General features: G+C 69.3%; 24 protein-coding genes and 1 tRNA gene. 2 read left to right on the top strand and 23 right to left on the bottom strand.

Going from position 1 to position 24915, the window contains the following annotated elements; all coding sequences use genetic code 11:
• Window positions 1-69: 69 nt before the first annotated feature.
• The 6 genes from traF (LRG10_RS11520) to LRG10_RS11495 all read right to left on the bottom strand — a co-directional run bounded on the left by traF (LRG10_RS11520) (window position 70) and on the right by LRG10_RS11495 (window position 8167).
• Window positions 70-1362, bottom strand: a complete 1293-nt coding sequence (traF, locus tag LRG10_RS11520) for a conjugal transfer protein TraF (RefSeq protein ID WP_238635646.1) — start codon at window positions 1360-1362, stop codon at window positions 70-72.
• A complete protein-coding gene (locus LRG10_RS11515) occupies window positions 1359-2585 on the bottom strand; it encodes a LytR C-terminal domain-containing protein (RefSeq protein WP_238635645.1) in 1227 nt (408 codons plus the stop codon). The genes traF (LRG10_RS11520) and LRG10_RS11515 overlap by 4 nt, the downstream gene beginning before the upstream one ends.
• Before the next feature lie 72 nt (window positions 2586-2657).
• A complete protein-coding gene (locus LRG10_RS11510; RefSeq protein WP_201172345.1) occupies window positions 2658-3284 on the bottom strand; it encodes a hypothetical protein in 627 nt (208 codons plus the stop codon).
• A gap of 48 nt (window positions 3285-3332) precedes the next feature.
• Complete coding sequence (gene traF / locus LRG10_RS11505) at window positions 3333-4808, bottom strand: conjugal transfer protein TraF (RefSeq protein WP_238635644.1); 1476 nt, start codon at window positions 4806-4808, stop codon at window positions 3333-3335.
• Window positions 4809-4952: 144 nt separating this feature from the next.
• Window positions 4953-7460 (bottom strand): ABC transporter permease, encoded by a 2508-nt coding sequence (locus LRG10_RS11500; RefSeq protein WP_238635643.1) that lies wholly within the window; start codon window positions 7458-7460, stop codon window positions 4953-4955.
• Entirely contained in the window at window positions 7457-8167 is a 711-nt protein-coding gene (locus LRG10_RS11495) for an ABC transporter ATP-binding protein (RefSeq protein WP_238633888.1), read from the bottom strand. The genes LRG10_RS11500 and LRG10_RS11495 overlap by 4 nt, the downstream gene beginning before the upstream one ends.
• A 15-nt stretch (window positions 8168-8182) precedes the next feature.
• On the opposite strand from LRG10_RS11495, the gene LRG10_RS11490 reads away from it, so the two are divergent.
• Window positions 8183-8836 (top strand): arylesterase, encoded by a 654-nt coding sequence (locus LRG10_RS11490; protein WP_201172373.1) that lies wholly within the window; start codon window positions 8183-8185, stop codon window positions 8834-8836.
• Between the two features lie 180 nt (window positions 8837-9016).
• On the opposite strand, the gene LRG10_RS11485 is transcribed toward LRG10_RS11490, so the two are convergent.
• The 5 genes from LRG10_RS11485 to LRG10_RS11465 all read right to left on the bottom strand — a co-directional run bounded on the left by LRG10_RS11485 (window position 9017) and on the right by LRG10_RS11465 (window position 13731).
• Window positions 9017-9925 (bottom strand): recombination-associated protein RdgC, encoded by a 909-nt coding sequence (locus LRG10_RS11485; protein WP_201172376.1) that lies wholly within the window; start codon window positions 9923-9925, stop codon window positions 9017-9019.
• Window positions 9912-11066 (bottom strand): 5-(carboxyamino)imidazole ribonucleotide synthase, encoded by a 1155-nt coding sequence (locus LRG10_RS11480; protein ID WP_238635642.1) that lies wholly within the window; start codon window positions 11064-11066, stop codon window positions 9912-9914. Before LRG10_RS11480 ends, LRG10_RS11485 begins: the two co-directional genes overlap by 14 nt.
• Window positions 11063-11554 (bottom strand): 5-(carboxyamino)imidazole ribonucleotide mutase, encoded by a 492-nt coding sequence (purE, locus tag LRG10_RS11475; RefSeq protein WP_201172390.1) that lies wholly within the window; start codon window positions 11552-11554, stop codon window positions 11063-11065. The genes LRG10_RS11480 and purE overlap by 4 nt, the downstream gene beginning before the upstream one ends.
• Before the next feature lie 45 nt (window positions 11555-11599).
• Entirely contained in the window at window positions 11600-11836 is a 237-nt protein-coding gene (locus tag LRG10_RS11470; protein WP_201172393.1) for a hypothetical protein, read from the bottom strand.
• An 89-nt stretch (window positions 11837-11925) separates the two neighbouring features.
• Window positions 11926-13731: an alpha/beta hydrolase gene (locus LRG10_RS11465; protein WP_201172396.1), complete on the bottom strand. Its 1806-nt coding sequence runs from the start codon at window positions 13729-13731 to the stop codon at window positions 11926-11928.
• 62 nt (window positions 13732-13793) lie between these two features.
• Here LRG10_RS11465 and LRG10_RS11460 point away from each other — a divergent pair, with 62 nt between their 5' ends.
• Window positions 13794-14591, top strand: coding sequence for a class I SAM-dependent methyltransferase (locus LRG10_RS11460; protein WP_201172399.1), 798 nt, complete (start codon window positions 13794-13796; stop codon window positions 14589-14591).
• Window positions 14592-14683: 92 nt separating this feature from the next.
• Here LRG10_RS11460 and LRG10_RS11455 read toward each other — a convergent pair.
• The 12 genes from LRG10_RS11455 to ftsA form a co-directional block, all read right to left on the bottom strand.
• A tRNA-Gln gene (locus tag LRG10_RS11455) sits at window positions 14684-14757 on the bottom strand.
• 24 nt (window positions 14758-14781) lie between these two features.
• Window positions 14782-15174: a 30S ribosomal protein S9 gene (rpsI, locus tag LRG10_RS11450; RefSeq protein WP_201172401.1), complete on the bottom strand. Its 393-nt coding sequence runs from the start codon at window positions 15172-15174 to the stop codon at window positions 14782-14784.
• 26 nt (window positions 15175-15200) lie between these two features.
• On the bottom strand, window positions 15201-15629 hold the full coding sequence (rplM, locus tag LRG10_RS11445; RefSeq protein ID WP_201172413.1) for a 50S ribosomal protein L13: 429 nt from the start codon (window positions 15627-15629) through the stop codon (window positions 15201-15203).
• Between the two features lie 87 nt (window positions 15630-15716).
• Entirely contained in the window at window positions 15717-16535 is an 819-nt protein-coding gene (speD, locus tag LRG10_RS11440; protein WP_201172416.1) for an adenosylmethionine decarboxylase, read from the bottom strand.
• A 156-nt stretch (window positions 16536-16691) separates the two neighbouring features.
• Window positions 16692-17510 carry an indole-3-glycerol phosphate synthase TrpC gene (gene trpC, locus LRG10_RS11435; RefSeq protein WP_201172419.1) on the bottom strand — a complete coding sequence of 273 codons (819 nt, stop codon included), beginning with the start codon at window positions 17508-17510 and terminating at the stop codon, window positions 16692-16694.
• Complete coding sequence (trpD, locus tag LRG10_RS11430; RefSeq protein ID WP_201172422.1) at window positions 17507-18535, bottom strand: anthranilate phosphoribosyltransferase; 1029 nt, start codon at window positions 18533-18535, stop codon at window positions 17507-17509. Before trpD ends, trpC begins: the two co-directional genes overlap by 4 nt.
• A gap of 45 nt (window positions 18536-18580) precedes the next feature.
• The gene (locus tag LRG10_RS11425) at window positions 18581-19174 is read right to left on the bottom strand and encodes an aminodeoxychorismate/anthranilate synthase component II (protein WP_201172425.1); all 594 of its coding nucleotides are present in this window, start codon (window positions 19172-19174) and stop codon (window positions 18581-18583) included.
• Window positions 19171-20646: an anthranilate synthase component I gene (gene trpE, locus LRG10_RS11420; protein WP_201172428.1), complete on the bottom strand. Its 1476-nt coding sequence runs from the start codon at window positions 20644-20646 to the stop codon at window positions 19171-19173. Before trpE ends, LRG10_RS11425 begins: the two co-directional genes overlap by 4 nt.
• A gap of 4 nt (window positions 20647-20650) precedes the next feature.
• A complete protein-coding gene (locus tag LRG10_RS11415; RefSeq protein WP_238635641.1) occupies window positions 20651-21331 on the bottom strand; it encodes a phosphoglycolate phosphatase in 681 nt (226 codons plus the stop codon).
• 68 nt (window positions 21332-21399) lie between these two features.
• Window positions 21400-22302 carry a UDP-3-O-acyl-N-acetylglucosamine deacetylase gene (lpxC, locus tag LRG10_RS11410; protein ID WP_011814870.1) on the bottom strand — a complete coding sequence of 301 codons (903 nt, stop codon included), beginning with the start codon at window positions 22300-22302 and terminating at the stop codon, window positions 21400-21402.
• A gap of 160 nt (window positions 22303-22462) precedes the next feature.
• Window positions 22463-23623 carry a cell division protein FtsZ gene (gene ftsZ / locus LRG10_RS11405; protein ID WP_201172434.1) on the bottom strand — a complete coding sequence of 387 codons (1161 nt, stop codon included), beginning with the start codon at window positions 23621-23623 and terminating at the stop codon, window positions 22463-22465.
• A gap of 48 nt (window positions 23624-23671) precedes the next feature.
• Window positions 23672-24910, bottom strand: coding sequence for a cell division protein FtsA (ftsA, locus tag LRG10_RS11400; protein WP_201172437.1), 1239 nt, complete (start codon window positions 24908-24910; stop codon window positions 23672-23674).
• Window positions 24911-24915: the final 5 nt, after the last annotated feature.

Genomic DNA, 24915 nt, shown 5'->3' with positions numbered 1-24915 from the left:
CCGTGTCGCACTGCACAATCTGGCCCCGGAAGCGCTGCGTGTCAAGGAACCCCCCGCCGCAACACCGGCTCAGAAGGTCACCCCGGCACCAACGCTGAACATCAGTGAGCGCGGGTAGGACTCGTCGTCGTGCTCCACCGAATCCCGGGCGTAGGCCAGGTCCAGGTCGATGACCGAGAACAGCGTCAGGCCGGTGGTGATGTACTCGAGCTCGGAGCCGGTGAGATTCTTGCGGTAGCCGAAGCGCACACCGGGCAGCCAGCCCTGGGGCGGGGCGGCCGAAACACTCACCGTGGCCCACTGGTGGTCGTCGCCAAAGGCGTCCTCCACGCCGTTGGCGTCCAGCGAGCCGGCCACCACCCAGCTCCGGTCCGGGGTGTAGACGGCGCCCTCGAGACCGAGCTGCCGCTCCAGGGTGTAGTCCGGGCGGGCCTCCAGCTCACCGCTGTCGATGAACTGCGCGGCGGCATCACAGCGCGACCGGGCGGTGCTGTCCGTATCGTAGTCATCGCAGTCCGTGCCGATGCGCCGGTAGTCGAGGCTCGGCTCGTTGACGTTGCGCAACGTCGCCCCGGCCTGCCAGCGCTCGGCCACCCACAGCGCGCCAAGGTCGACGCCGAGCCGGGTGCTGGCCTCGGTGTCGTCGCGCAGGGCGTCCTCCAGGACATCGGCGGTGTCGTCGTCCTCCACCTCATCGAAGGGGATGACTGCCTGGGAGAGCTCACCCTGGATCATGTTCAGCCGGGCACCGCCCACCAGTCGCCCCTGCTCGCGGACGACCAGCGGGCGCGCATACCCCAAGCGTAGCTCTCGGATCGTGGCATCCTGGATCTGGAAGGCCACCTCGGCCTCGTCCGGAACGCTATTACTACCTGGCGAAAAGCCCCCATCATCGAAGAGCAGTCCCAGCCGCGCCTGCCCGGAGCCGCGGGCCTCCACGGTTAGGGCGTCGCCGCGCTCCTCGCTCAGCGGCACCACCACCGGCGTCAGCGGGAGCTGGGCGGCGCCGCCGAGCTTGAGGTAACCGTCCTCCACGGCCGCCTCGAAGAAATCGATGAACTCAAGGAACTCGTCCTCATCGTCAAGATCCGCCGCCAGGGCATCGTCCAGTCGGTCGATGAAACCGTCCACCGGACCCAGCTCCGCCCCGGCGCTCACCGAGCCGAGCCCCACGTGCCGCTGCCCGGGTCGGGCGGCGGCACCGGCGGGGTTGGCGAGCCCCCCTAGGGCGTGGGGGTGACTGGTGGCACCCAGGGTGAACCCCGGGCTCACCGCGGCGCCGGGGGCCGCCGCCAGCGCCGCGGCGGGCGCGGCGGCCACCGCCAGGGCGCCGGCCAGATACAGACTGCGACGGCGGCTCACGATCCATCCTCCTCTGCACCGTGCCCCAGGGGTTCGCGCTGATCCCGGCCCACCAGGATGCGGACATCGGCCCCGCGGGGCAGATCCCCTTCGGTCACCTCCTGAATCCGCTCTAGGGACTCGCCCAGGGCGACGGCCTGCTCACCGTGGCCGGGACGGTAGCGGATGTGCGTGGTCTGCTGGCCATCACGGCCGTGCGCCGAGTCCTGGACGCGCACCACGTAGTGCCCTTCCTCCCGTACGCGATCCGCCATGGCCCGACCCATTCCCACCTCGCCGGAGGCGTTGATGACCTCGACGTCGAGCTGCCCGGCGCGGCGGCGCAGCAGCTCGATCCGCTCGCGCTGCTCGTCGGCCCGGCCGGCCTCCATGGCGGCCCGGGCCCGGGTGCTGGCGTGGGCGGCTTCCAGGTGCTCGACCCGTGCCGCCAGCTCGCGCCGCGACGGCGCCGGCTGCGGGCGGTGGGTAAGCTGGGCCGTCACGGTATTCGTGGGCTCGACCCCGCTGTCCGGCAGATCACGCCCGGCGCTGAGGGCAAGATCGATGGTGGGACCAAGGTGGAGGCGCACCCCGGGGCGCAGGGCGAGCCCGAATTGGTTCTGCACCTCGTCGCCGCTGACCCCGTAGACGGCGGCCGCCTCCAGGGTGAGATCGAGGGACGCGGCCACGCGGTGCTCGGCGCGGGCCCCGTAGCGCAGCCGGTTGACGGCGCGGTAGCCGGGCTGACCGTCGATCTCCGCCACATCGGCCCGCTCCACCGCCACACTGCTGTGCAGCCGCGTGGCGCCCAGGTCGTCGCTCAGGTGCAAGCCGAGACCAAGGTTGTGGCTGCCGCTGCCGATGCCCGAGTCGCCGTCGGCCGGGGCGACGGTGCCGTAGCCGGCCAGGGTGATGTCCGCTGCGCCCGGCTCCCGGCGCAGCGGCGTCGCCGCCTCCAGGGCCAAGTGGCGCAGGCCATTGCCGTCATCGCCCTGCGACCGGTGGTTGGCGGAGAGACCGATCTCGTAGCCGGCGGGCAACCCGTAGCGGACCCGGGGCTCGATGAGCTGCGCATCTTCCCGCTCCGAGCCCGACCAGCTCTGACGGCCAACGGACAGGGCGTGCACGGCAGCCCCATCCTCAAGAACCTCGGCGCCGCGGACCCCGGGGGGATCCGCGGCGCTGGCCGCGGTGCTCACCGCGGCCAGCAACAGGCCCAGCACTGCTACGAATGTCCGATCCATGGGAAGGCCTTATCGGAAAAACCTATCCCCGGTTAACGGCCGACCAACGCGCGCCTTGAATGCTGTGAAAGGCTACGATTCAGCATCTCCGCCGGCTTCGTCATCGGCCGCTCCCTGGCCCTCGTTCTGCTCCTCAGCCTCGTCCTGCTCCTCGGCCCGGTCCTGTTCCGCGGCAGCCTCTTCGGCCGCTTCCTCTCGCGCCGCCCGCCGGGCCTCGGCGCGCTCCCGGGCCAGCTGCTCGCGCAACTCAGTCACGCGTCCGCCAAGCTCCTCGAGCCGCTCATCATCGGCGAAGACCACCACCGCGCGGGCCTCGGTGCCCCGCACCCAGGGGTGCAGGCCGCCGACGCCGGCCAAGGCGAACCACCCCCAACCGGTAGTGCAGATCGGCTCGGCGGTGGTGGAGCCGTCGTCGAGGTTGGTCCAGCGCACGTTGATCAGAGCATTGCCACCCTTCTCCGCGGCCTGCTCGGCCAGCTCGTCGGCGACCTGATCAACCAGCGCGTCGCAACTGGTCCAGGCAAAGCCGCGGGCCGAGGCCTCCACCGGGCCGATTTCCACGTAGGGAAGGTTGCCGGCGGTACCACCGGAGTAAAAGGCGCGCTCGTCGTAGTCGGTATAACTGGAGGTGGTGCTGCACCCCGCCGCCACCAGGCCGGCACCGACGATGGCGATGATCCCTAGGCTTTTCTGCTGCATGGGTCTCCCCCCAAGGCAATACGTCACACATGGGCCGCCGGTGGGCGGCTAGAATCCGAGTTCGAGGCCGACATTGACCAGCGCCGAGCGGGGCACGGAGGAACCGTCGTGCTCCACATCGTCGGTACTCACCGCGGCGTCGATGTTCAGGACGCGGAACAGGGTCAAGCCGCCGGTGATGTACGACAGCTCGCTGCCGGCGTTATTGGTCCGGTAGCCGAGCCGGAACCCCGGCCAGAGATAGCTCTCACTGGCATAGCCCACGCCCACCGCCGTCCACTGGTACTCGTTGTTGTTCTCAGCGCCGTGGGGCCCCTCGACGCTGTTGAGATCGTGACTGAAGCCGAGCATCCAGCGCCGATTGGGCGAGTGGAGCGAAGCCTCCACCGTGCCCTGACGCTCCAGGGTGTAGCTCTTGGTGCGACTGACCCGGTCCTGCACCGAGGCAGGCAAGTCGTCGTAGCCGGCGATCTCCGGGTAGTCGAGGCTCGGCTCGTTGAGGTTCTTGCCGGTCAGCCCGACCTGGTAGTTGCGCGCCACCCAGAGCAGGCCCAGATCGACGCCGAAGGCGTCGTCGCTGGAGCGGCTGTCGGAGAAGTCGTCACTCAGGGTATCCAGCGCGTCGTCGTCGATCTCGCTGACCGCCCGGGCCATCTCGGCCTGGTAGTAGTGACCGCGGCCGCCGACGAAGAGCTCACCGTCGCGGCTGCTGTAGGTGCGGGCGGAGTAGCCGAGGGAGAAGCGCCCAATCGCGGCGGCTTCCATGTCGGAGTAGAGAGCCAGATCGTCTTCGCTCACCTCCCCAACCTCGCGGTCAGGGCCTTTTATGGTGACGTCGTCACCGTCGTACTTGATCTCCCAATCTCCGGAGCCGCATGTCGCGTCGTTGGCATTCTTACTACAATCCCACCCACTCAGGGGCATCCCGCCCAGTCCGCTCTCCAGGCGCCCGCCAGCGATACCTAGGCGAGCACTGCCAGTACCCTGAACATCGAGGGTCAGCGCCCCACCCAGGATTGCGTGATTGGCCACCAGCGGCCCCGGTGGTGCATGCACCCCGCCGGTGACCGCGAGGAAACCATCGTCCTGCCCCCGATCCAGCAGGCTCTGGCCTCGGCGCTCAATCGCCTGGATCTCACCCACGGCGTCTAGCAGGGGGCGAAGCGCATCGTCCGCCTGGCCATCCAAGTCACTAACGTCGAACTGTTCCTCCGCCCGCTCGAAGTCTCGGATGACGTCGTCCAGGCGATCGAAGTCGTCGGCCCAATCCTCAAAGTCATCGACAAAGCCGTCGATCTCGCCGAGCTCATAACCGACCCCGAGGGAACCGAGGCCAAAGCGAAAGCCCCGCGGCATGGCGGCGCCGGAGGCGGGGTTGGCGACGCTGCCCATCACCCCCTGGGTGTGGCTGATCTCACCGTAGGCGAGGTTGGCGCCGGACGGATGGTAGGGTGCGGCCAGCAGCGGTGTGCAGGCCAGGGTGGCGGCCAGGCCGGTGCCTGCACCGAGGAGTGCTCTTCTCATCGGGATCCCCCTTCCCGTGCGGCAGGCCACGGGGCGCGCCTGCCCATAGGAGTGAAATTACCCGACAACACGAGAGGTCACAAGGATTTTATCGCCGCAGGGCAACCGGCCGCGGGTGCGGCCGGTTGCCCGGGCCCTAGCGGCTCAGGACTCGCCGCCGCGCAGCAGCTCCATGGGGCTGCTGCGCCAGTCCCGGCGGGCCCCCAGCCAGCCCGCGCCGGCCACCGTCACCGCGCCGACGACCGCACCCAGCACCACCACCGATCCGGGGAAGGCGTAGGTCAGATCGAACAGGTACCGGGCCGCCAAGTAGCCGCCCGAGGCGGCGGCGATGCCGGCCAGCAGCCCGGCCAGCGCCCCGGAGGCCGCGAGCTCGGCCACCGCGATGGCCTCCAGCCGTCGCCGCGAGGCGCCCAGGGCACGCAGCAGCGAGGCCTCGAAGCGCCGCTGCGCCGCCGCCGTGCGCAGGGCGGCGAGCAGCACCACCACCCCGGCCACCAGGGTCAGAGCAGCCATCAGCTCCACCACCCGTGCCCCCTGGCCGATGATTCGCCGGGCGGTCTCCAGGATGGCCCCGATATCCAGCGGCGTAGCCCCGGGGAAGCGCTCGTTGAGCTCCGGCAGCACCCGCTCGGCGGCATCCCCCAGGCGGAAGCTGGTGATGTACTCCGGATGGGCATCGATCATCCCCGGGGCGGCGATGACAAAGAAGTTGGGATTGAAGCTGTCCCAGCGCAGCTCGCGCAGCGAGGTCACCGTACCGCTAACCGGCTCGCCGTCGATGACGAAGCTGATCTCGTCACCCACCTCGATGCCCACGCGCTCGGCGTAGCCGGCCTCCACCGACCACTCGGCACCGGGGTCGTCTCCCCACCACTCGCCGGCGATCACGCGATTGTCCTCGGGCAGGGTCTCGGCCCAGGTGAGATTGAGGTCCCGGTCGACCATGCGCTGGGTCCGCGGCGACTCGAAATCACCGGGGCGGACGCGGTCCTCATTGATGGCGTCGAGCCGGCCGCGGGTGATGGCGTAAAGGGTCACCTCGGTGTCCAACTCCTCGGCCAGGAAGGCCTGCAGCGGCTCGACCTCCTCCGGCGCCACGTCGATGAGGAAGGTATCCGGCGCATCGTCGGGGATGCCGGCCTGCCAGGTATCGAGCAGGTCCTCGCGGACCGCCGAGAGCAGCAGCAGCGCCATCAGCCCCAGGCCGACGGCCACCACCTGCACCACGGTGGCGCCGGGACGCCGGCTCGGCCCGGTGAGCCAGAGCAGCCGCGAGCCGCTGCGCGCACGCAGCCAGCCGGCCAGGCGCACGGCGGCATACGCAGCGATGGCCAGGGCGGCCAGGGTGGCGGCCGTGGCCGCCAGGACCACGCCGGCGAGGGTGAGATCGCCGGCGCGCCAGACCATGAGCGCGGCGATCACCGCCGCCGCCACGGCGTAGGCCCCGCCGGTCCGCACCACGCCGGCACCTGCGGTGCGCCGCAGCACCCGCATGGGCGGCACATGGCGCAGCCGAGCCGCTGTGGGCAAGGCGAACCCGGCCGCCGCGGCCACCCCGAGGCCCACCCCGTAGACGGCCGGCAGCGGCCCCGGAGGTGGCAGGTTGGGCGGCAGCACATCGGCCAGCAGGGCGATCATCACCGCGTGCAGGGCGAAGCCGATGGCCGCGCCGAGCACGCCGGCGGCGAGCGCCACCGCGCCGAGGACCGCGGCCTGGATGGCCACCACCCGGCCCTGCCGAGCGCCGAGCACGCGCATGACCGCCACGCGGTCGAGCTGCGCCTCGGCGTAGTGCCGGGCGGTGAGCAGCACCGCGGCGGCGGCGACCACCACGGTGATCAGCGCCGCCAGGCCCAGGAACCGCTCGGCCTGGCCGACGATCTCCTGGATGGCCGGCTGCGCCTCGGTGCCGGTAAGCACCTCGGCCTCCGGGCCATCCGCCCCGCGCAGCCACTCAGCGAAGGCATCCAGCTCGGCATCGGGGCCGGCGAGCAGCAGGGCGTGGCTCACCCGCGCGCCCTCGCCCACCAACCCGGTATCTGCGATGTCCTCCCAGGCCATCAGCACCCGGGGCGCCACGGTGCCGAACATGCCGGCACGATCGGGCTCGGCGGTAACCAGCCGCGTCATGGGCAGCTCGCTCTCGCCGACCTCCAGCGATCCGCCGAGCTCGGCGCCGAGCAGGTCGAGCAGTCGCGGCTCAACCCAGGCCTCACCCGGCTGCGGGCGCTGCTCCGCCACCCGGTCGGCGCTCTCGCGATCCTCTGCGTAGCGCAGCTCACCGCGCAGGGGGTAGCCGGCCTCCACCGCCTTGGCGGAGACCAGGCGCGTGCTGCCGTCAGCGGCCACCACGGTGGGGAACTCCACCGTCCGCGCCGCCTGCAGACCGCGCTCGCGGGCCTCGTCCAGCCACGCCTGCGGAGCGGCGTCGTCGGTGCGTACCAGGCGATCGGCGGCGATCAGCTCCGCCGCGCGCTCGGTGGTGGCCGCCCCCACCCGGTCGCCCAGCCACCCAACGGCGGTCACCGCGGCCACAGCCACAACCAGCGCGGCGGCGAGGATCCCCAGCCGGCCGGCGGCCAGATCGCGTCGCAGGAAGCGCGCGGCTAGCCGCAGCGTGGTGCCAATCGCAGAGTTCGGGGCGCTCATCGGGCCAGCACCCCCTCGCGGAAGCGATAGACGGTCTCGCAGCGCTCGGCCACCGAGGGATCGTGGGTGACCAGGATCAGGGTGGTGCCGTGCTCCCGGTTGAGGTCGAAGAGCAGGTCCACCACCTGGGCACCGATGGTGTCGTCCAGGTTGCCGGTGGGCTCGTCGGCCATTAGTAGCCGCGGCTCCGTCACGAAGGCGCGGGCGATGGCCACCCGCTGCTGCTCGCCGCCGGAGAGCCGCTCGGGGGTATGGTGCAGGCGATGCCCCAGCCCCACCCGCTGCAGCGCCGCAGCCGCCGCCTCACCGTCGCCACCACGGCCGGAGAGTTCCAAGGCCAGGCGCACGTTCTCAAGCGCCGAGAGCCCGCCGAGCAGATGGAAGGCCTGGAAGACAAAACCGATGCGTCCGGCCCGCGCTGCCGCACGCCCGTCCTCGTCCAGCGCGGTCAGCTCCTCGCCGTCGACACAGACCTGCCCGCTGGCGGGCTGCTCCAGGCCGGCCAGCAGCCCGAGCAGGGTCGATTTACCGGAGCCCGAGGCCCCCAGGATGGCGACGCTCTCGCCGTGGCGGATGGTAAGATTCAGGTTATCGAACAGGACGACCTCGCCGTCGGGGCCACGAAAGCGCATCCCCAGGCCGCGGGCTTCCAGCGCCGGGTGAGGGGTGCCCGCCGCGGCGGGGGCGTCGGCTTCTTCCTTCAGCATCGGGTGTTCGCTCCTATGGCTGGTACCGGCTGCTTCTTTTTGCCCCTGCGCCGGGCGTTGTTCGCCGCGGCACTGGCGCTGCTCCTGGCGCCGGCGGCGGCCGCCGCCGAGCGTCCGACCATCCTGGTCTTCGGCGATTCACTCTCCACCGCCTACGGCTTCGACCGCGACGAGGCGTGGCCCGTTCTACTCGAGACACGCCTGGACGAGGCCGACCTGCCCCACCGGGTGACCAACGTCAGCCGCAGTGGCGAGACCACCAGCGGCGGGACCCGGCGCCTGCCCGACGCCCTCCAGGAACACGAGCCGGAGATCGTCCTGCTCCAGCTCGGGGGCAACGACGGCCTGCGCGGCCAACCCCCGGAGCGGATCCGCAGCAACCTGGCGCGGATGATCGAGCAGGCCCACGAGGCGGACAGCCAGGTATTGCTGATCGGCATCCGCATCCCACCGAGCTACGGGCGAACCTACACCGAGCAGTTCGCGGCCATCTACCCCGAACTGGCCGAAGAGCACGACCTGCCGGTGATCCCCTTTCTCCTCGATGGGGTCTGGGACCGGGACGGGATGATGCAGAACGACGGGGTCCACCCCACCGCCGAGGCGCAGCCGAAGATCGCCGAGCGGGTGTGGGAGACCCTGCGCGAGCTACTCGACGCCCCCTCCTGACGGCTGACTGACGCCCCCGACCGGCGAGGGCGGGGTGAGGCCGGGGTCGGCCAGGGGCCTCGCTCGCCAGGGACGGCGAGCGTGGAGCCCCCAAAGGTGGGCGGGTAGCGTCCCCAGGTCGGCACCGGCGCCAGCACGCCCCCGCCGGCGGTGATCGTCGGTCGCCCCTGGGGGCAGGTATCAGGAGGTGGCTTTCTCGCCGCCGAACCACTCCATCATGCGCGGGATCAGGGTGCGCAGCTCAAGGGTCATCAGCGAGAAGTCGGCATCGAGCTGCTCGGCCTGGCTCTCCGGGTCGCGGTCGCCGGCCTGCTCGCGGATGACGTCGTGGAATTTCAGGCGGCGCAGGCTCAAGTCGGTGTCGAGCACCGCGCTGAGCCGCTCGCTGTAGGTCACCGCCAGCCGGCGAACGCGCTTGCCGGCATCGATGTGGGCACGCATCTCGTCGGAGGTCAGGTCCTGGCGCTTGACGCGGACCTCGCAACCCTCGGCGTTGGGGTCCTCGAGCACCGCCTCTTCGCCTAGCTCCAGGTCACCGGGCAACTGCTGCTGCGCCAGCCAGCGGGTCATGATGGTCCCCGGCCCCATCTCGGTCTCCGGCGGACTGAGGGTGAGATCCCCCCACGCCTCGCGCAGCTGCTCGACGAAGTGCTCGGCCTGTTTCTCGGAGCCGGCGTCCACCACCAGGTAGCCGGCCTCAGTATCCAGGTAGCCCCAGGTCCGCTTGTGGCGGCTGAATGCCCGCGGCATCAGGTCGGTGACCACCTCGTCGCGGATGCGGTCGCGCTCGCGCTTGCGCACCTTGCGATGCTCGGCCGCCTCCACGGCGCTGATGCGCTCGTCCATAGCCTCGCGAATCACCGCCGCGGGCAGCAGCTTCGTCTCCTCCTGCAGACAGAAGAGCAGGCTGCCGGCGGCGGCGTGCACCAGCGGCGCCCCGGGGCCGAGCGGCGGTACGAACCCACTGCGGCTCGGCTCCAGTGCCCCGCAGGGCGTGAAGGCGAGCGCACCCAGGCGCTGGTCGGCGGTCTCGGGGTCGTAAGCGACGTCATCGCGCAGGCGGTAGGGGATCAGGTTACGAAACCACATGGGGGGCCAGTCGGTTGCGCAGCTTCAGGGCTCGGTCGGCGGCCTCCTGCCGGTCGTCGCCGAGCACGGTGATGTGGCCCATCTTGCGGCCGGGGCTCGGCGCGCCCTTGCCGTAGAGGTGGAGGGTGGCCGCCGGGTCGGCGAAGACCTCGTCCCAGGGCGGGGTGCCGGCATCCCAGACATCGCCGAGCAGGTTGACCATGGCCGCCGGGGTCAACCGCCGGGTGCTACCCATGGGCAAGCCGCAGATGGCACGCAACTGCTGGTCGAACTGTGAGGTGACCGCCCCCTCGATGGTCAGGTGGCCGGAGTTGTGCGGCCGCGGGGCGATCTCGTTGACCATCAGCTGTCCGCCGGCGTCGATGAAGAACTCGACGCAGTAGGTGCCGACGGCGTCGAGCCCCTCTCCCACCACCCGGGCGATCTCCACGGCCTGCTGACACAACGCCGGGTCGAGGTCGGCATCGCTGACCGACAGATCGAGGATGTGGTCCCGGTGGCGATTCTCGGTCACCCCGTAGTGGACAAAACGGCCATCCACGCCGCGGGCGGCCACCACCGAGACCTCCATGGCCAGATCGATACGCGCCTCGACCACCGCCTCCTCGGCACCGATGGCCGGCCATGCAGCGGCCACGGCCTCGACGCTATCCACCCCCGCCTGGCCCTTGCCGTCGTAACCCAGCCCGGCGCTCTTGATCACCGCCGGGGCACCGAGACGTTCCACGGCAGCGGCCGCCTCCGCGGCCCCGCGGACGGACTCGAAGGGGACCGTGGGCAGGCCGTGCTGGCGCAGGAAGGTCTTCTCCAGGGCGCGGTTCTGCGTCGTCGCGAGGGCGTGGGGGGACGGCCGCACCGGTAGGCACTCCGCGGCGGCCTCGACGGCCCCCCGGGGCAGATTCTCGAACTCGTAGGTCAGCACGCTCAGCTCGCCAGCCAGGCTGCGCAGCAGCTCCGCCGTGGGCTCGGCGTCGTGCACGACATCGGCCACTTGCCCGGCCGGGGCCTGCCCGGCGCCGGGGGCGATGACGTGGACCCGGTAGCCGGAACGCCGCGCGGCCACGGCGAGCATGCGGCCGAGCTGGCCGGCACCGAGGATGCCGATGGCCGCTCCCGGCAAGATCGGCGCGGCGACGGTCATGAGAGCTCCTCCCCATAGACGCGCTCGGCCTGCTGGGTGCGGAAGGCCTTGAGCGCGTCGGCGTAGCGCGGATCCTCGCGGGCGAGCATGGCCACCGCAAAGAGCGCCGCATTGCGCGCGCCGGCGGTGCCGATGGCGAAGGTGGCGGTGGGCACGCCGGCCGGCATCTGGACGATGGACAGCAGCGAGTCGAGGCCGTTAAGGGCCTTCGACTGCACCGGCACCCCGAGCACCGGGACGATGGTCTGCGCGGCGAGCATGCCGGGCAGATGGGCGGCACCGCCGGCGCCGGCTATGATCGCCCGCAGGCCGCGCTCTTCGGCCTCGGCGGCGTAGTCGGCCATCAGTTGCGGGGTTCGGTGGGCAGAGACCACTCGGGCCTCATGGGGCACCTCGAAGTCACGAAGCACCTCGGCGGCGCCGGAGAGGGTGTCCCAATCGGAACTGCTGCCCATCACGACGCCCACTAACGGCTGCGCGTCGGTCATAACGGGTCCACTCGCAAAAGCGAAAATTGTAGCACGGGCGGGAGGTCAGGAGCGGATATTGAGCAGCGTGCCGGTCATCTCGTCGACGGCCCGCACGACGCGGACGCCGGCGTGTCCCTGCTGCTCGTAGCTCAGCGACTGGATGACCGCCGTGTGCATCTCCTCGGAGCGAGGATCGGACTGCGCTGTAACCCGGGCCACCTGGGCGGCGGTCCGGGTCAGGCCCTCGTCCGCGCGGTGGATGGCCTGCATCCCCGCCGGATTGAAAGCGGTCACGTCCATGGCAACGCGCTGCCCGCAAGTTTGCATCAGTGAATAAGTGTAATCCGGGCCGGCCGTCGACACCAGCCCGCCCGACCCGGAAGATGGCTTCAGTCGCCGTAGAGCACGCCGTGGCGGACGTAGGAGCCCGGTGCCGGCTCGATCGGGGCGTGCTTTTTCGACCCGACCTTCCGTGCAGCAACGCTCTCGCCGCCGTGGCCGGCCAGCCACTGCCCCCAGTCGTTCCACCATGAGCCCTCGTGGGCCTCGGCCCCGGCCAGCCACTCATCCTGATCCACCGTCTTGGCGGTGTTGGTCCAGTAGCCGTACTTGTTCTTGTGGGGCGGATTGATGACGCCGGCGATGTGGCCGGATCCGCCAAGCACGTAGCGGGTAGGACCGGAGAGCAGCCGCGGGCCACGGATGGTGCTCTTCCAGGGGGCGATGTGGTCTTCCTTGGCCGACATGAAGTAGGCCGGGATGTCGACCCGGCCCAGGTCGATGGCCTCCCCCGCCAGCTCCAGGGCACCCGGCTCCTTGAGCAGGTTGCGCTGATACATGTTGCGCAGGTAGAAGCTATGCATCTTGGCGGGCATGTTGGTGGAATCGGAGTTCCAGTAGAGCAGATCGAAGGGGAACGGCTCATCGCCCTTGAGGTAGTTGTTCACGAAGAACGACCAGATCAGGTCGTTGGCGCGGAGCATGTTGAAGGTCGTGGACATGTACCGACCCTCCAGATAGCCCTTCCGGCTCATGCGCCGCTCCAGCGTGGCGATCTGCTCCTCGTCGAGGAAGACCTCCAGCTCACCGGGGTACTCGAAGTCGAGCATGCAGGTCAGGAAGGTCGCGGCCTGAATGCGCCGGTCCCCGCGGGCCGCCAGCCAGGCCAGGGTGCAAGCCGACAGGGTCCCGCCGAGGCAGTAGCCAACCAGGTTCATCTCGTCGCTGCCGGTGATCTCCTGGACGACATCCATGGCCGTCACCGGCCCCTCGAGCATGTAATCCTCGAAGCGCTTCTCGGCCAGGCTCTCGTCGGGGTTGCGCCAGCTGATGATGAATACGCTATGGCCCTGATCCACCAGCCACTTCACCATGGACTTCTCGCTGTTGAGATCCATGATGTAGTACTTGTTGATCCACGCCGGCACCAGCAGCAGGGGCCGCTTGTGGACCTCGGCGGTGGTGGGCTCATACTGGATGAGCTGCATGAGTTCGTTCTGGTAGACCACCTGCCCCGGGGTGGTGGCGAGGTTGGTGCCGACCTCGAAGGCGTCGTAGTCGGTCATCTTGATGTCGAGCCGGCCACGACCCCGCTTGAGGTCGTCGAGCAGATTGCTCAGCCCCTGCAGCAGGTTCTGGCCGCCGGTCTCGACAGTCTTCTCGAGCACCTCGGGGTTGGTGGCCACGAAGTTCGACGGGGCCATGGCGTCGATGAACGCCCGGGTGTAGAAATCCACTTTCTTCTTGGTCTGATCATCGAGCCCTTCCACGTCCCGGACCACCGCGTGGGTGTGATCCGCCGCCAGGAGGTAGGACTGCTTAACGAAATCGAAGAAGGGGTGATCCTCCCAGTGCTGGTGCTGGAAGCGCCGATCCCCCTTGGCCGGCTGCGCCACCGGCTCGGACTCCAGCCCCCAGAAGCGCAGGGCCACGTTCTGCATCAGGCTCATGTAGTCCTGCCAGAAGGACATCTGCACCTGCATCAGGCGGGCCGGATCGGCCATCACCCGCGCGCTCAGCTGCTGGAACAGCTGCGCCATCTGCGCGGCATCCTCCATGGCCACGTGGTGCGTCGACTGCTCCTGCTGCAGGAACTCCTGCACCAGCTCCTGACTCTTGGCGGTAATCTCGGTCAGCGACCGGGAGAGCGCCTCGTAATCGATGTCCTGGTTCCGGGTGCCGTTCTCTTGTGCCATACCGCTCCTCGCGATCGGGGCCACGTGCCCCGCGGGTGTCTTGTCTCCGGAGGAACATACTAATGCACGCAGGATTGCGTTGCGATGCGCCAACCGATGCCGGGCTGCGCGGCGTGCTGGCCGACGGCGACGATGCCCTCGCCGCCGCATGGGCCGAGCGCCTGGGCGTGCCCCAACTCGACGCCCACCCCGACGCCGGCCCCGGGGTGGTGCTGCGCGCCGGCGACCCGCCGGCGCTGCAGATGCTCGGCCGGCGCGCCCCCGGACCGGTGGCGGTGGACTTCGCGGACCGGCAGCTGAAGCGCCGGGTGGCCGGCTCCACGCCCCGCCGCGACCCGTTGGCGCGCGCCGTGGGGCTACATAGACGACCGCAGACGGCAGTGGTCGATGCCACCGCCGGACTCGGCCAGGACGGCTGGGTGCTCGCCGCTCTGGGCGCCTCGGTGACCTGGATCGAGTGCAGCCCGGTCCTCTCCGCCCTGCTCGCCGCCGCCCTCGAGCGGGCTGCCGCCGAGCCGCAGCTGGCCGCCACGACCGAGCGCATCCGCCTGCAACCGGGGGATCTGCGCGACGTGCTGGGGCGGCTCCCCACCGCCTCGTGCGAGGTGGTCTACGTTGATCCGATGTACCCCGACGGCGCCACCCGCGGCGCCGTCGGCCGCCCAGCGCAGGTCCTGCGGGCCCTGCACGCGAGCGCACCGCCCCCGGCCGAAGCCGACCTGCTGGCCGCGGCGCTGGCCCACGCCACCCGCCGGGTGGTGGTCAAGCGTCCGCAGCGCGCGGCCCCGGTGTCCGGCCCACCGCCAAGCCGGGCGGTATCCGGCCGGGCGGTGCGTTTCGACATCTACGAGCGGGGCTAGGATATACGGCGGCGTCGAGAGGAAGGGAGGCCGGACGAAAGCGCCAGCGGCACCCGAGGGTGTCCGCTGGCGCGGGGCATAGGCCGTATAGATGGCTGGGGGAGGTGGATTCGAACCACCGCTGACGGAGTCAGAGTCCGTAGTCCTACCGCTAGACGATCCCCCAGCAGGAACTGCTGCTTTCGCCGCGTTAACGCTTGGAGAACTGCGTCGCGCGACGGGCCTTGTGCAGGCCGATCTTCTTCCGCTCGACCATGCGCGCATCGCGGGTGATGAAACCAGCACGCCGCAGCGGCGCCTTGAGCTCGGCGTCGTAGTTCGCCAGCGCCCGGGCAATGCCGTGGCGCACCGCACCGGCCTGCCCGCTGGACCCGCCGCCCGAGACGGTCGCCTTGATGTCGAACTTGTCCGCGGCGTCCACCTGATCCAGCGCCTGGCGCACGATCATGCGCCCGGTCTCGCGCCCGAAGTACTCGTCGAGCGGGCGACCGTTAACGGTGATATTGCCGTTACCCGGGGTCATGAACACCCGCGCGGCAGAGGTCTTGCGGCGTCCGGTTCCGTAATACTGCTGATTCGCCATGGTCTTGATCGTTCCCGATTGTAGCCTCAGAGCTCCAGCGGCTGCGGCTGCTGAGCGTGATGACGGTGCTCGTTCCCGGCGTAGACCTTGAGCTTCTTGAGCATGGCCCGGCCCAGCCGGTTCTTCGGCATCATCCCGCGCACCGCGCTCTCGATCAGGCGCTCCGGATGACGTTCACGCACTTCGGCCACGGACCGGCTCTTGATGCCGCCCGGGAAACCGGTGTGCCAGAAATACTGCTTGTCCCGCTCTTTCCGCCCGGTCAGGCGAACCTTGTCGGCGTTGATCACGACAATATAATCGCCCGCGTCGACGTGCGGAGTAAAGACCGGCTTGTGCTTGCCGCGCAGGCGATGCGCGACCTCGCTGGCCAGCCGCCCGAGCGTCTTGTCGGTGGCGTCGACCAGGTACCAGTCGCGTTGAACCTCTGCGGGCTTGGCGCTATACGTCTTCATCGCTTCGCTCTCTCCGTCGAAGACCGCGCATAATAACGGAAGGCGGCGGTACTGGCAACCGCCACTGCCCCCGCCGTCCGCGGCGGCTCAGACTTCTTGGTTGGCCGGCAGGTTGCGCCCGGCGAAGATCTCCATCATCTCCCGGCGCAGATGCCTGCGGATCGTGTTCGCCTCTTCATCGTCAAGGTCGGCACTCGACTCGCCGAAGAGGTAATTATCCAGGTCGAACTCGCGCAGGATCATCTTCGTGTGGAAGATGTTCTCCTGGTAGACGTTCACGTCCAGGGTCTGGTAGCGCTCCTTGGTGTCCTCGGAGAGGTAGTTCTGGATCGAGTTGATCTCGTGATCGATGAAGTGCTTGTGCCCCTCCACGTCGCGGGTGAAGCCGCGCACGCGGTAGTCCATCGTCACGATGTCCGAGTCGAACGAGTGGATCAGGTAGTTGAGCGCCGTCAACGGCGAGATCACGCCGCAAGTGGAGACATCGATGTCCGCCCGGAAGGTGCTCACACCCTTGTCCGGATGCATCTCCGGGTAGGTGTGCACGGTGATGTGCGACTTGTCCAGGTGGGCAACGACATCGTCGGGCAGCGGCCCGGGCCGCGCCTCGGCGCTCTCCTCGGCCTCCTCGGGCGACACCGGACCCTCGGAGATGAGGATGGTCACGCTGGCCCCCTGGGGGTCATAGTCCTGGCGCGCGACGTTGAGCACATTGGCGCCGATGATCTCGGCGACGTTGGTCAGGATCTCGGTCAGCCGTTCGGCGTTGTACTCTTCGTCGATATATTCGATATACGCCCGCCGCTGCGCCTCGGTCTTGGCGTAGCAAACGTCGTAGATGTTGAAGCTCAACGACTTGGTCAGATTGTTGAAGCCGTGGAGCCGGATGCGGGTGTAATCGACCAACGCCTGGGCCCTCCCGTCGCCGGTGGGAAGTGTGCGCTCAAGGAAGCAGGGAATTATGCACAAATCTGGCGATAACGCCACCGTTGTAATGGACAGTAGCTCCGCGGCCGACGTTCCGTGGAACACCCGCCGCGCGGCCCACGGCCACCCCGCCGGTCACGCCCCAGCGGGGCCGCCGAAGAGCTCGGCGAGCCGTTCCCCCGGGCTCTCCGCGGACATGAACGCCTCGCCGACCAGGAAGGCGTGGATGCCGGCCGCGCGCATACGGGCCACATCCCCGGCGGTGTGGATGCCGCTCTCGGTCACTGCCAGGGCACCGGAGGGCATCGCCCCGGCCAGCGCCTCGCTGGTTGCCAGATCGGTATGGAAGGTCCGCAGGTCCCGGTTGTTCACGCCGACCAGCGCCGGCCCCAGCGGTGCGACCCGGGCCAGCTCCTCGGCGTCGTGGACCTCGATGAGCACATCCATGCCCAGTTCCACCGCCAGGGCGTGCAGCTCTGCCAGCTGCGCATCACCCAGCGCCGCGGCGATAAGCAGGATGCAGTCCGCCCCGAGGACACGCGCCTCGTAGACCTGATAGGCATCGACGGTGAAGTCCTTGCGGAGCACCGGCACGGTGACGGCCTCGCGGGCCTCCTGCAGATGGGCGTCATCGCCCTGGAAGAAGTCGCGGTCGGTCAGCACCGACAGGCAGGCGGCACCGTGACGCTGGTAGTCGGCGGCGATGGCCGCCGGCCGGAAGTCGTCGCGGATCACGCCACGGCTGGGCGAGGCGCGCTTGATCTCGGCGATGACCCCGGCGCCGCCGGCCTCAACCCGCTGCAGCAGCGCATCGCAGAACCCGCGGGTCGGCGCCAGGTCGGCAGCGGCGGCCGACAACTCGCGCAGCGATCGGGCCTCGGCGCGCTCGACCACCTCCTCGGCCTTGCGGCGCAGGATGCGGCGCAGGATATCCGGCGTCCCGGTGGCGCTCATTGGGCGAGCTCCCGGGTCGTCGCCACGAAGCGCTCCAGGGTCTGGGCGGCGGCCCCGGAGGTCATGAGTTCCCGAGCCCGCTCCACACCACGACGCAGATCGGGCGCCTCACCGCCGACATAGAGCGCGGCACCGGCGTTGGCGGCGATCAGCTCCATGGCGGCAATGCGCTCGCCGGCGAAGGCGGCACGGATCATCGCCAGGCTGTCCTTGGTGCCGGAGATGGTCACCTCATTGAGCGGCGCGCTGCGCAGCCCCAGATCCTCCGGCGTGACGGTGTACTCCTCGATCTGCCCGTTGCGCAGCTCGGCGATCCGCGTCGGGGCGGCGATGCTGATCTCGTCCAGCCCGTCCTCGGCGTGGACCACCAGCACATGATCGCTGCCCAGGGTCTGCAGCACCTCGGCCACCGGGCGCACCCACTCCTGGCCGAACACCCCGAGCAACTGGCGCCGCGCCCCGGCCGGGTTGGACAGGGGGCCGACCAGGTTGAACAGGGTGCGCACACCGAGTTCCTTGCGCGGCCCCACGGCGTGCTTCATGGCGCTGTGGTGCAGCGGGGCAAAGAGGAAACCGACGTTGACCCGGCGGATGCACTCGGCCACCGCCTCGCTGCTGAGCTCCAGCGTGGCGCCGCAGGCCTCGAGCAGATCGGCACTGCCACTGCGCCCGGAGACCGAGCGGTTGCCGTGCTTGGCCACCGGGATGCCCCCGGCGGCGGTGACGAAGGCGGCGGCGGTGGAGACATTCAGGGTGCCGCTGGCATCACCGCCGGTGCCGCAGGTGTCCACCAGGCGGTGGAAGTCGTCGCCGACATCGACCCGCTCGGCGAGCTCACGCATGACCGAGGCAGCAGCGGCCATCTCCTGGACCGTCTCCCCCTTCAGGCGCATGCCGATGAGGAAGCCACCGATCTGCGCCGGCGTGGCCCCACCGGTCATGATCGTGCGGAAGACCGCGGTCATCTCATCGGGGCTGAGGTCCTGGTTTTCCGTGATTCGACGAAGGGCGGCGGTTAGGTCCATGGGGTGCCTCGGTTTTTTGATGGTTCAGGGTACTAGGGGCAGGGTTCAGGCGACGGCGCGGGGCTGCTCGAGGAAGTTGCGTAGCAGATCGTGGCCGGACGATGTGAGGATCGATTCCGGGTGGAACTGCACCCCCTCGACCGGGAGACGGCGATGGCGCAGACCCATGATCTCGTCGACGGCGCCGTGGGCCCCCTCGGTCCAGGCGGTGATCTCCAGCTCCTCAGGGAGGCTTTCGCGCTCGACGATCAGCGAGTGGTAGCGGGTGGCCTCCAGCGGCTCGGGGAGGCCGGCGAAGACTCCCTGGCCGCGGTGACGCACCGCGGACGTCTTGCCGTGCATGACCTCGCGGGCCCGGACCACGCGGCCACCGAACACCTGCCCGATGGTCTGATGCCCGAGACAGACGCCGAGGATGGGCACCTCGCCGGCCAGGCAGCGGACCACCTCAAGCGACACGCCGGCCTCGTTGGGCGTGCAGGGCCCTGGCGAGATCACGATGCGCTCCGGACGCAAGCGGCGCACCTCATCGGCACTGATCTCGTCGTTGCGCACCACCTCGACCCGGGCACCCAGCTCACCCAGGTACTGGACCAGGTTCCAGGTGAACGAGTCGTAGTTGTCGATCATCAGGATCATAAGCCAGCCTCGGCCATCTCGACGGCGCGCAGCAACGCCCGGCCCTTGTTCAGGGTCTCTTTCCACTCCAGCTCGGGGACCGAGTCGGCGACCACCCCGGCGCCCGCCTGGACATGGACCTGGCCATCGTGGACCACCGCCGTGCGGATGGCGATGGCGGTATCCATATTGCCCGACCAGGACAGATAGCCGACGGCCCCGGCGTAAACGCCCCGCTTGACCGGCTCGACCTCGTCGATGATCTCCATGGCGCGGATCTTCGGCGCGCCGGAGACTGTCCCGGCGGGGAACGTGGCCCGCAGCACGTCCATGGGGCCGAGCCCGGGACGCAGCCGGCCAACCACGTTAGAGACGATGTGCATGACCTGGGAGTAGCGCTCCACCACCATGCGCTCGGTCAGGCGCACGGTGCCGGTCTCGGCCACCCGGCCGACGTCGTTGCGCCCGAGGTCGATGAGCATCACGTGCTCGGCGATCTCCTTAGGGTCCGAGACCAGTTCCTGCTCCAGCTCCCGGTCGCGGGCTTCGGTGGCCCCGCGCTTGCGGGTCCCGGCGATGGGACGCACGGCCACCTCGCCATCCTCGAGGCGGACCAGGATCTCCGGCGAGGATCCGACCACCTGGCACGCACCCAGATCGAGGAAATACATGTAAGGCGACGGATTGGTGCAACGCAACGCCCGGTAGAGATCGAGCGGCTCGGCGCTGAACGGCATGCTCATGCGCTGCGAGGGAACCACCTGCATCACGTCGCCTGCAGCGATATACTCGCGGATCCGCTCCACCGCGTCCTCGAAGCCGGCCTGGGTGAAGTTGTAGCGGGGCTCGCCGGCCGCCACACCACGCCCCCGGGACGGGGGCCGCTGCACGGGCTCGGCCAGCCGCGCGGCCAGCTCGTCGAGCCGGGCTAGCCCGGCCTCATAGGCGCCGGGCTCGCGCGGGTCGCAGTGGACCACCAGGTAGAGCCGGCCAGCGAGGTTGTCGAAGACCACCACCTCCTCGGCCTCCACCAGGCAGATATCCGGCAGCCCCAGGGCGTCTTCCGGGGCCCCCTCAGCCAGGCGCGGCTCGACGTAACGCACGGTATCGTAGCCGAAATACCCCACCAGCCCGCCGAGAAAACGCGGCATCTGCGGGAATCCGGAGGGCGTTGCGGCGCGGTGGCGGTGCTGGTAGGCCTCGATCCAGGCGAGCGGATCGCGAACCTGCTCCTCGTCGACCAGCGCGCCGTCGCGGCGAACCTCGACCCGGTGGCCGTAGACGGCGATCTCGGTCCGGGCCGGCAGGCCGATGATGGAGTAGCGCCCCCACTTCTCGCCACCTTCCACCGACTCAAAGAGGAAGGAGCGCGGCCCGCGGGCGAGCTTGAGATAGGTGGACAGCGGCGTGTCGAGATCGGCCAGCACCTCCCGGATAAGGGGGATACGGGTGTAGCCGGCCTCGGCGAGGCTGTGGAATTCGTGCTCTTTCATCGCCTCAGGCCGCCCCGCGAAGCAGCGTGACCACGCCGCTGAGGTCATCGACGATGGCGTCGGCCCCCAGATCCTCCGGCGCGACGCCGCGGCGATAGCCGTAGGGCACGCAGACTACCGGGATGCCGGCGTTGTGCGCCGCTTCGACATCGGTGCTCGAGTCGCCGACCATCAGCACCGTCCGCGACGCCGCGCCCAGGCGCTCCATGGCCAGGCGCAGCGGCTCGGGATCGGGCTTGCGCGCCTCGGTGCACTCGCCGCCGACGACCACATCGATGGCGTCGGCCACGCCCATGCCCTCGAGGATCGGCTCGGCGAAGCGCCGCGGCTTGTTGGTGACCACGGCCAGACGCATGCCGGCCCGGGCCAGCGCCTGCACGGTCTCCACAACCCCGGGGAAGGGGCGACTGTGGACATAAACGGCCTCGCCGTAGCACTCGAAGAAGCGCTCCAGGGCGGTGTCCAGTTCCTCGTCGGGCGGGGTACCGTCGTCCTCGCCGGTGAGGGCACGCGCCACCAGCCGTCGGGCGCCGTTGCCCACCCAGCCACGGACCTGCTCCTCGGTTACCGGAGACCGGTCCCGCTCGGTGAGAACCTGGTTGATGGCAGCGGTCAGATCCGGGGCGCTATCCACCAGCGTCCCGTCCAGATCGAAGAGAATCGCGCGAGTCAGCGAGAGTTCCATAGCCAGCTTTCAGGCAGAAAGCTACACCCTACCGGCTGGCCGGCCCGGACCGCAAGCTGCTGCGGCGCTCAGGCCACCACCGGCTGATCGTAGGCAATGGGCAGTTCGTCGAGCTCCTCGAAGGTCACCTCCTCCCAGGCGTGCTCGTGCTCGAGGAGCTTGCGCAGGAGGCGGTTGTTGAGGGCGTGCCCGGACTTGTGCCCGTGGAAAGAGCCGATCAGGCTGCTGCCCAGCAGGTAGAGGTCGCCGATGGCGTCGAGGATCTTGTGCTTGACGAATTCGTCCCGGTAGCGCAGCCCGTCCTCGTTCAGCACCCGGTAGTCGTCGACCACGATGGCGTTGTCCAGGCTGCCCCCCAGGGCCAGACGGGAAGCCCGCAGCGCCTCGATCTCCTTCATGAACCCGAAGGTCCGCGCCCGGCTGACCTCCTTGATGAACGAGGTCGAGGAGAAATCCACCTCGGCCCGGGCGTGCTGATCGAGGAAGACCGGATGGTCGAAGTCGATGGTGAAGCTGACCTTGAAGCCCTCGAAGGGCTCGAAGGCCACCCACTTGTCACCGTCGACGACCTGGACCGGCTCCAGGATGCGCACAAAGCGCTTCGGCGCCTCCTGCTCCTTGATCCCGGCAGAGCGGACCAGGAACACAAAAGGCGCCGCACTGCCGTCCATAATCGGTACCTCGGCGGCGGAGAGATCGACGTAGCAGTTGTCGATCCCGAGTCCGGCCAGCGCCGAGAGCAGGTGCTCGACGGTGGACACGCGCACCCCGTCCTCGACCAGGCAGGTCGAGAGACGGGTGTCGCCCACCGCAGCGGCCGTTGCCTTGATCTCGCGATCGAGATCCGTCCGCCGGAATATGATGCCCGCATTGGCCGGAGCCGGGCGGAGGGTCAGGTAGACCTTCTCGCCGGTGTGCAGGCCCACGCCGGTCGCGCGGATGCTGTTCTTCAAGGTGCGTTGACGGATCATGGCTCGACTCGGCTCCACTGCTCATGCGGCTACATGTGTGCTCAGCCGCAACCAGCGCGACCGGACACACCGCCTTCACCGTTTATAGCGGCGAGACGTCGCGAAATATTAGTGTAACAAATCCAAAAAGTATATTGCAGCGCACAAAACGCGCCGCGCCTCAGTCGGCCTGGCGACGCAGGAACGCCGGGATATCCAGGTACTCCATGTCGCCGTCGGTATCCGCCTCCTTGCGCTCGTTGGCGGCGTTCTGCCGGATCACCGTGGGCCGGTCGAGCTGCGCGTAGTCGACCTCGCCGGTGTGCTTGCGCGGACCGGGCTGCGCCTGCTGGGCGACGCGAGCCACATCCTCAGCGGACTGAACCGCCGGCCCCAGACCGGTGGCCACCACCGTCACGCGCAGCTCGTCCTCCAGTTCGGGGTCGATCACGGCACCGACCACCACGGTCGCCTCGTCGGAGGCGTACTCGCGCACGGCGTTGCCGACCTCGTCGAACTCGCCGATGGAGAGGTTGTAGCCACCGGTGACGTTGACCAGAACACCGTTGGCGCCGGCCAGGTTGAAGTCCTCGAGCAGCGGGCAGGCGATGGCCCGGTCGGCCGCCTCGCGGGCACGCCCCTCGCCCGAGGCCACGCCATTGCCCATCACCGCCATGCCCATCTCGGACATCACGGTGCGCACGTCGGCAAAGTCGACGTTGATCAGGCCCGGACGGGTGATCAGCTCAGCAATACCGCGCACCGCGCCATGGAGCACGTCGTTGGCCGACTTGAAGGCGTCGATCAGGGTCAGGTTCTTGCCGAGCACCGGCAGAAGCCGCTCATTGGGGATGGTGATCAGCGAATCGACGCTGTTCTCCAGCTCCTTGATGCCCTCCTGGGCCACGCCCATGCGCTTGTTGCCCTCGAACGGGAACGGCTTGGTCACCACCGCCACGGCGAGGATGCCCATCTCGCGGGCGACCTCGGCCACCACCGGGGCCGCCCCCGTGCCCGTGCCACCGCCCATGCCGGCGGTGATGAAGACCATGTCCGCCCCGTCGAGCACTTCCTGAAGGCGGTCACGGGACTCCTCGGCCGCCTGCCGGCCGGTGGTCGGATCGGCCCCGGCCCCCAGGCCCTTGGTGATGCCGGAACCGAGCTGCACCGTCACCCCGGCGCGGGTATTGGCCAGGGCCTGGGCGTCGGTGTTGGCGTAGATGAACTCCACGCCCTCGATCTCGCTCTCAACCATGTGCTGGACGGCGTTGCCACCGCCGCCGCCGACTCCGATCACCTTGATGACCGCGTTCTGATTGGCGGTATCCATCAGATCAAACATGATGCTGCCCTCCTCAAGCGTCGCGGACGCTAGCGATTACTGAAATGACTAGAAATTGCCCTTGAACCAGTTCTTCATCCGCCCCCACAAGGCGGTTATCCCGGCGTCCTGCGCCAGCGCCGGCGACATGCCGCTTTCGCGGTTGCGCGCGCCGAAGGCGAGCAGACCGACGCCGGTGGAGTACATCGGGTTGCGCACCACATCGGATAGGCCGGTAACGAACTTCGGCACCCCGATGCGCACCGGCAGGTGGAAGACCTCCTCGGCCAGATCGGTGACCCCCTCCATCTTCGAGCTACCGCCGGTGAGCACGATGCCCGCCGGGATCAGATCTTCGAAGCCGCTCTTGCGCAGCTCCGACTGCACCAGCGAGAGCAGTTCCTCGTAGCGCGGCTCCACCACCGACGCCAGCGACTGGCGGGACAGGCGGCGCGGCGGCCGGTCACCCACCGAGGGCACCTCGATGCTCTCCTCGGGGTTGGCCAGCTGCGACAGGGCGCAGGCGTAGCGCACCTTGATGTCCTCGGCGTGGTGCGTCGGCGTCCGCAGCGCCACCGCGATGTCGTTGGTGACCTGGTGCCCGGCGATGGGGATGACGGCGGTATGGCGGATGGCGCCGCCGGTGAACACCGCGATATCGGTGGTCCCGCCGCCGATATCGACGAGGCAGACGCCCAGCTCCTTCTCGTCGTCGCTGAGCACAGCGTGGCTCGCCGCCAGCTGCTGGAGAACGATGTCGTCCACGTCCAGCTGGCAGCGGCGGACGCACTTGGTGATGTTGTCCGCCGCCGAGACCGCACCGGTGACCATGTGGACCCGCGCCTCCAGCCGCACGCCGGCCATGCCCAGGGGATCGCGGATACCCTCCTGGCTGTCGATGACGAACTCCTGCGGGATCACGTGCAGGATCTGCTGGTCCGCCGGGATCGCCACCGCCTTGGCCCCATCGAGGACACGCTCCAGATCGGCCTGGCGGACCTCCTTGTCGCGGATGGCCACCATCCCGTGGGAGTTGAGGCTGCGGATGTGGCTGCCCGAGATCCCGACATAGGCCGAATGGATCTCGCAGCCGGCCATCAGCTCGGCCTCCTCGATGGCGCGCTGGATCGACTGCACCGTGGAGTCGATATTCACCACCACGCCCTTCTTGAGACCGTGGGACGGGTGGCTGCCCACACCGATCACCTCCAGCTCGCCCTCCTCCTTGGCCTCGCCGACGATGGCGACCACCTTCGAGGTACCGATATCGAGGCCCACCAACAGGCTGTCTTCGCTCTTTCGCACCATGCTCT

Origin of the sequence: Halorhodospira sp. 9628, from assembly GCF_022228075.1 — a bacterium.
In the GTDB taxonomy this organism is placed as follows: Bacteria; Pseudomonadota; Gammaproteobacteria; order Nitrococcales; family Halorhodospiraceae; genus Halorhodospira; species Halorhodospira halophila_A.
Note: the sequence above shows the minus strand (reverse complement) of the source record. Positions and strands in the feature narration are given on the sequence as shown.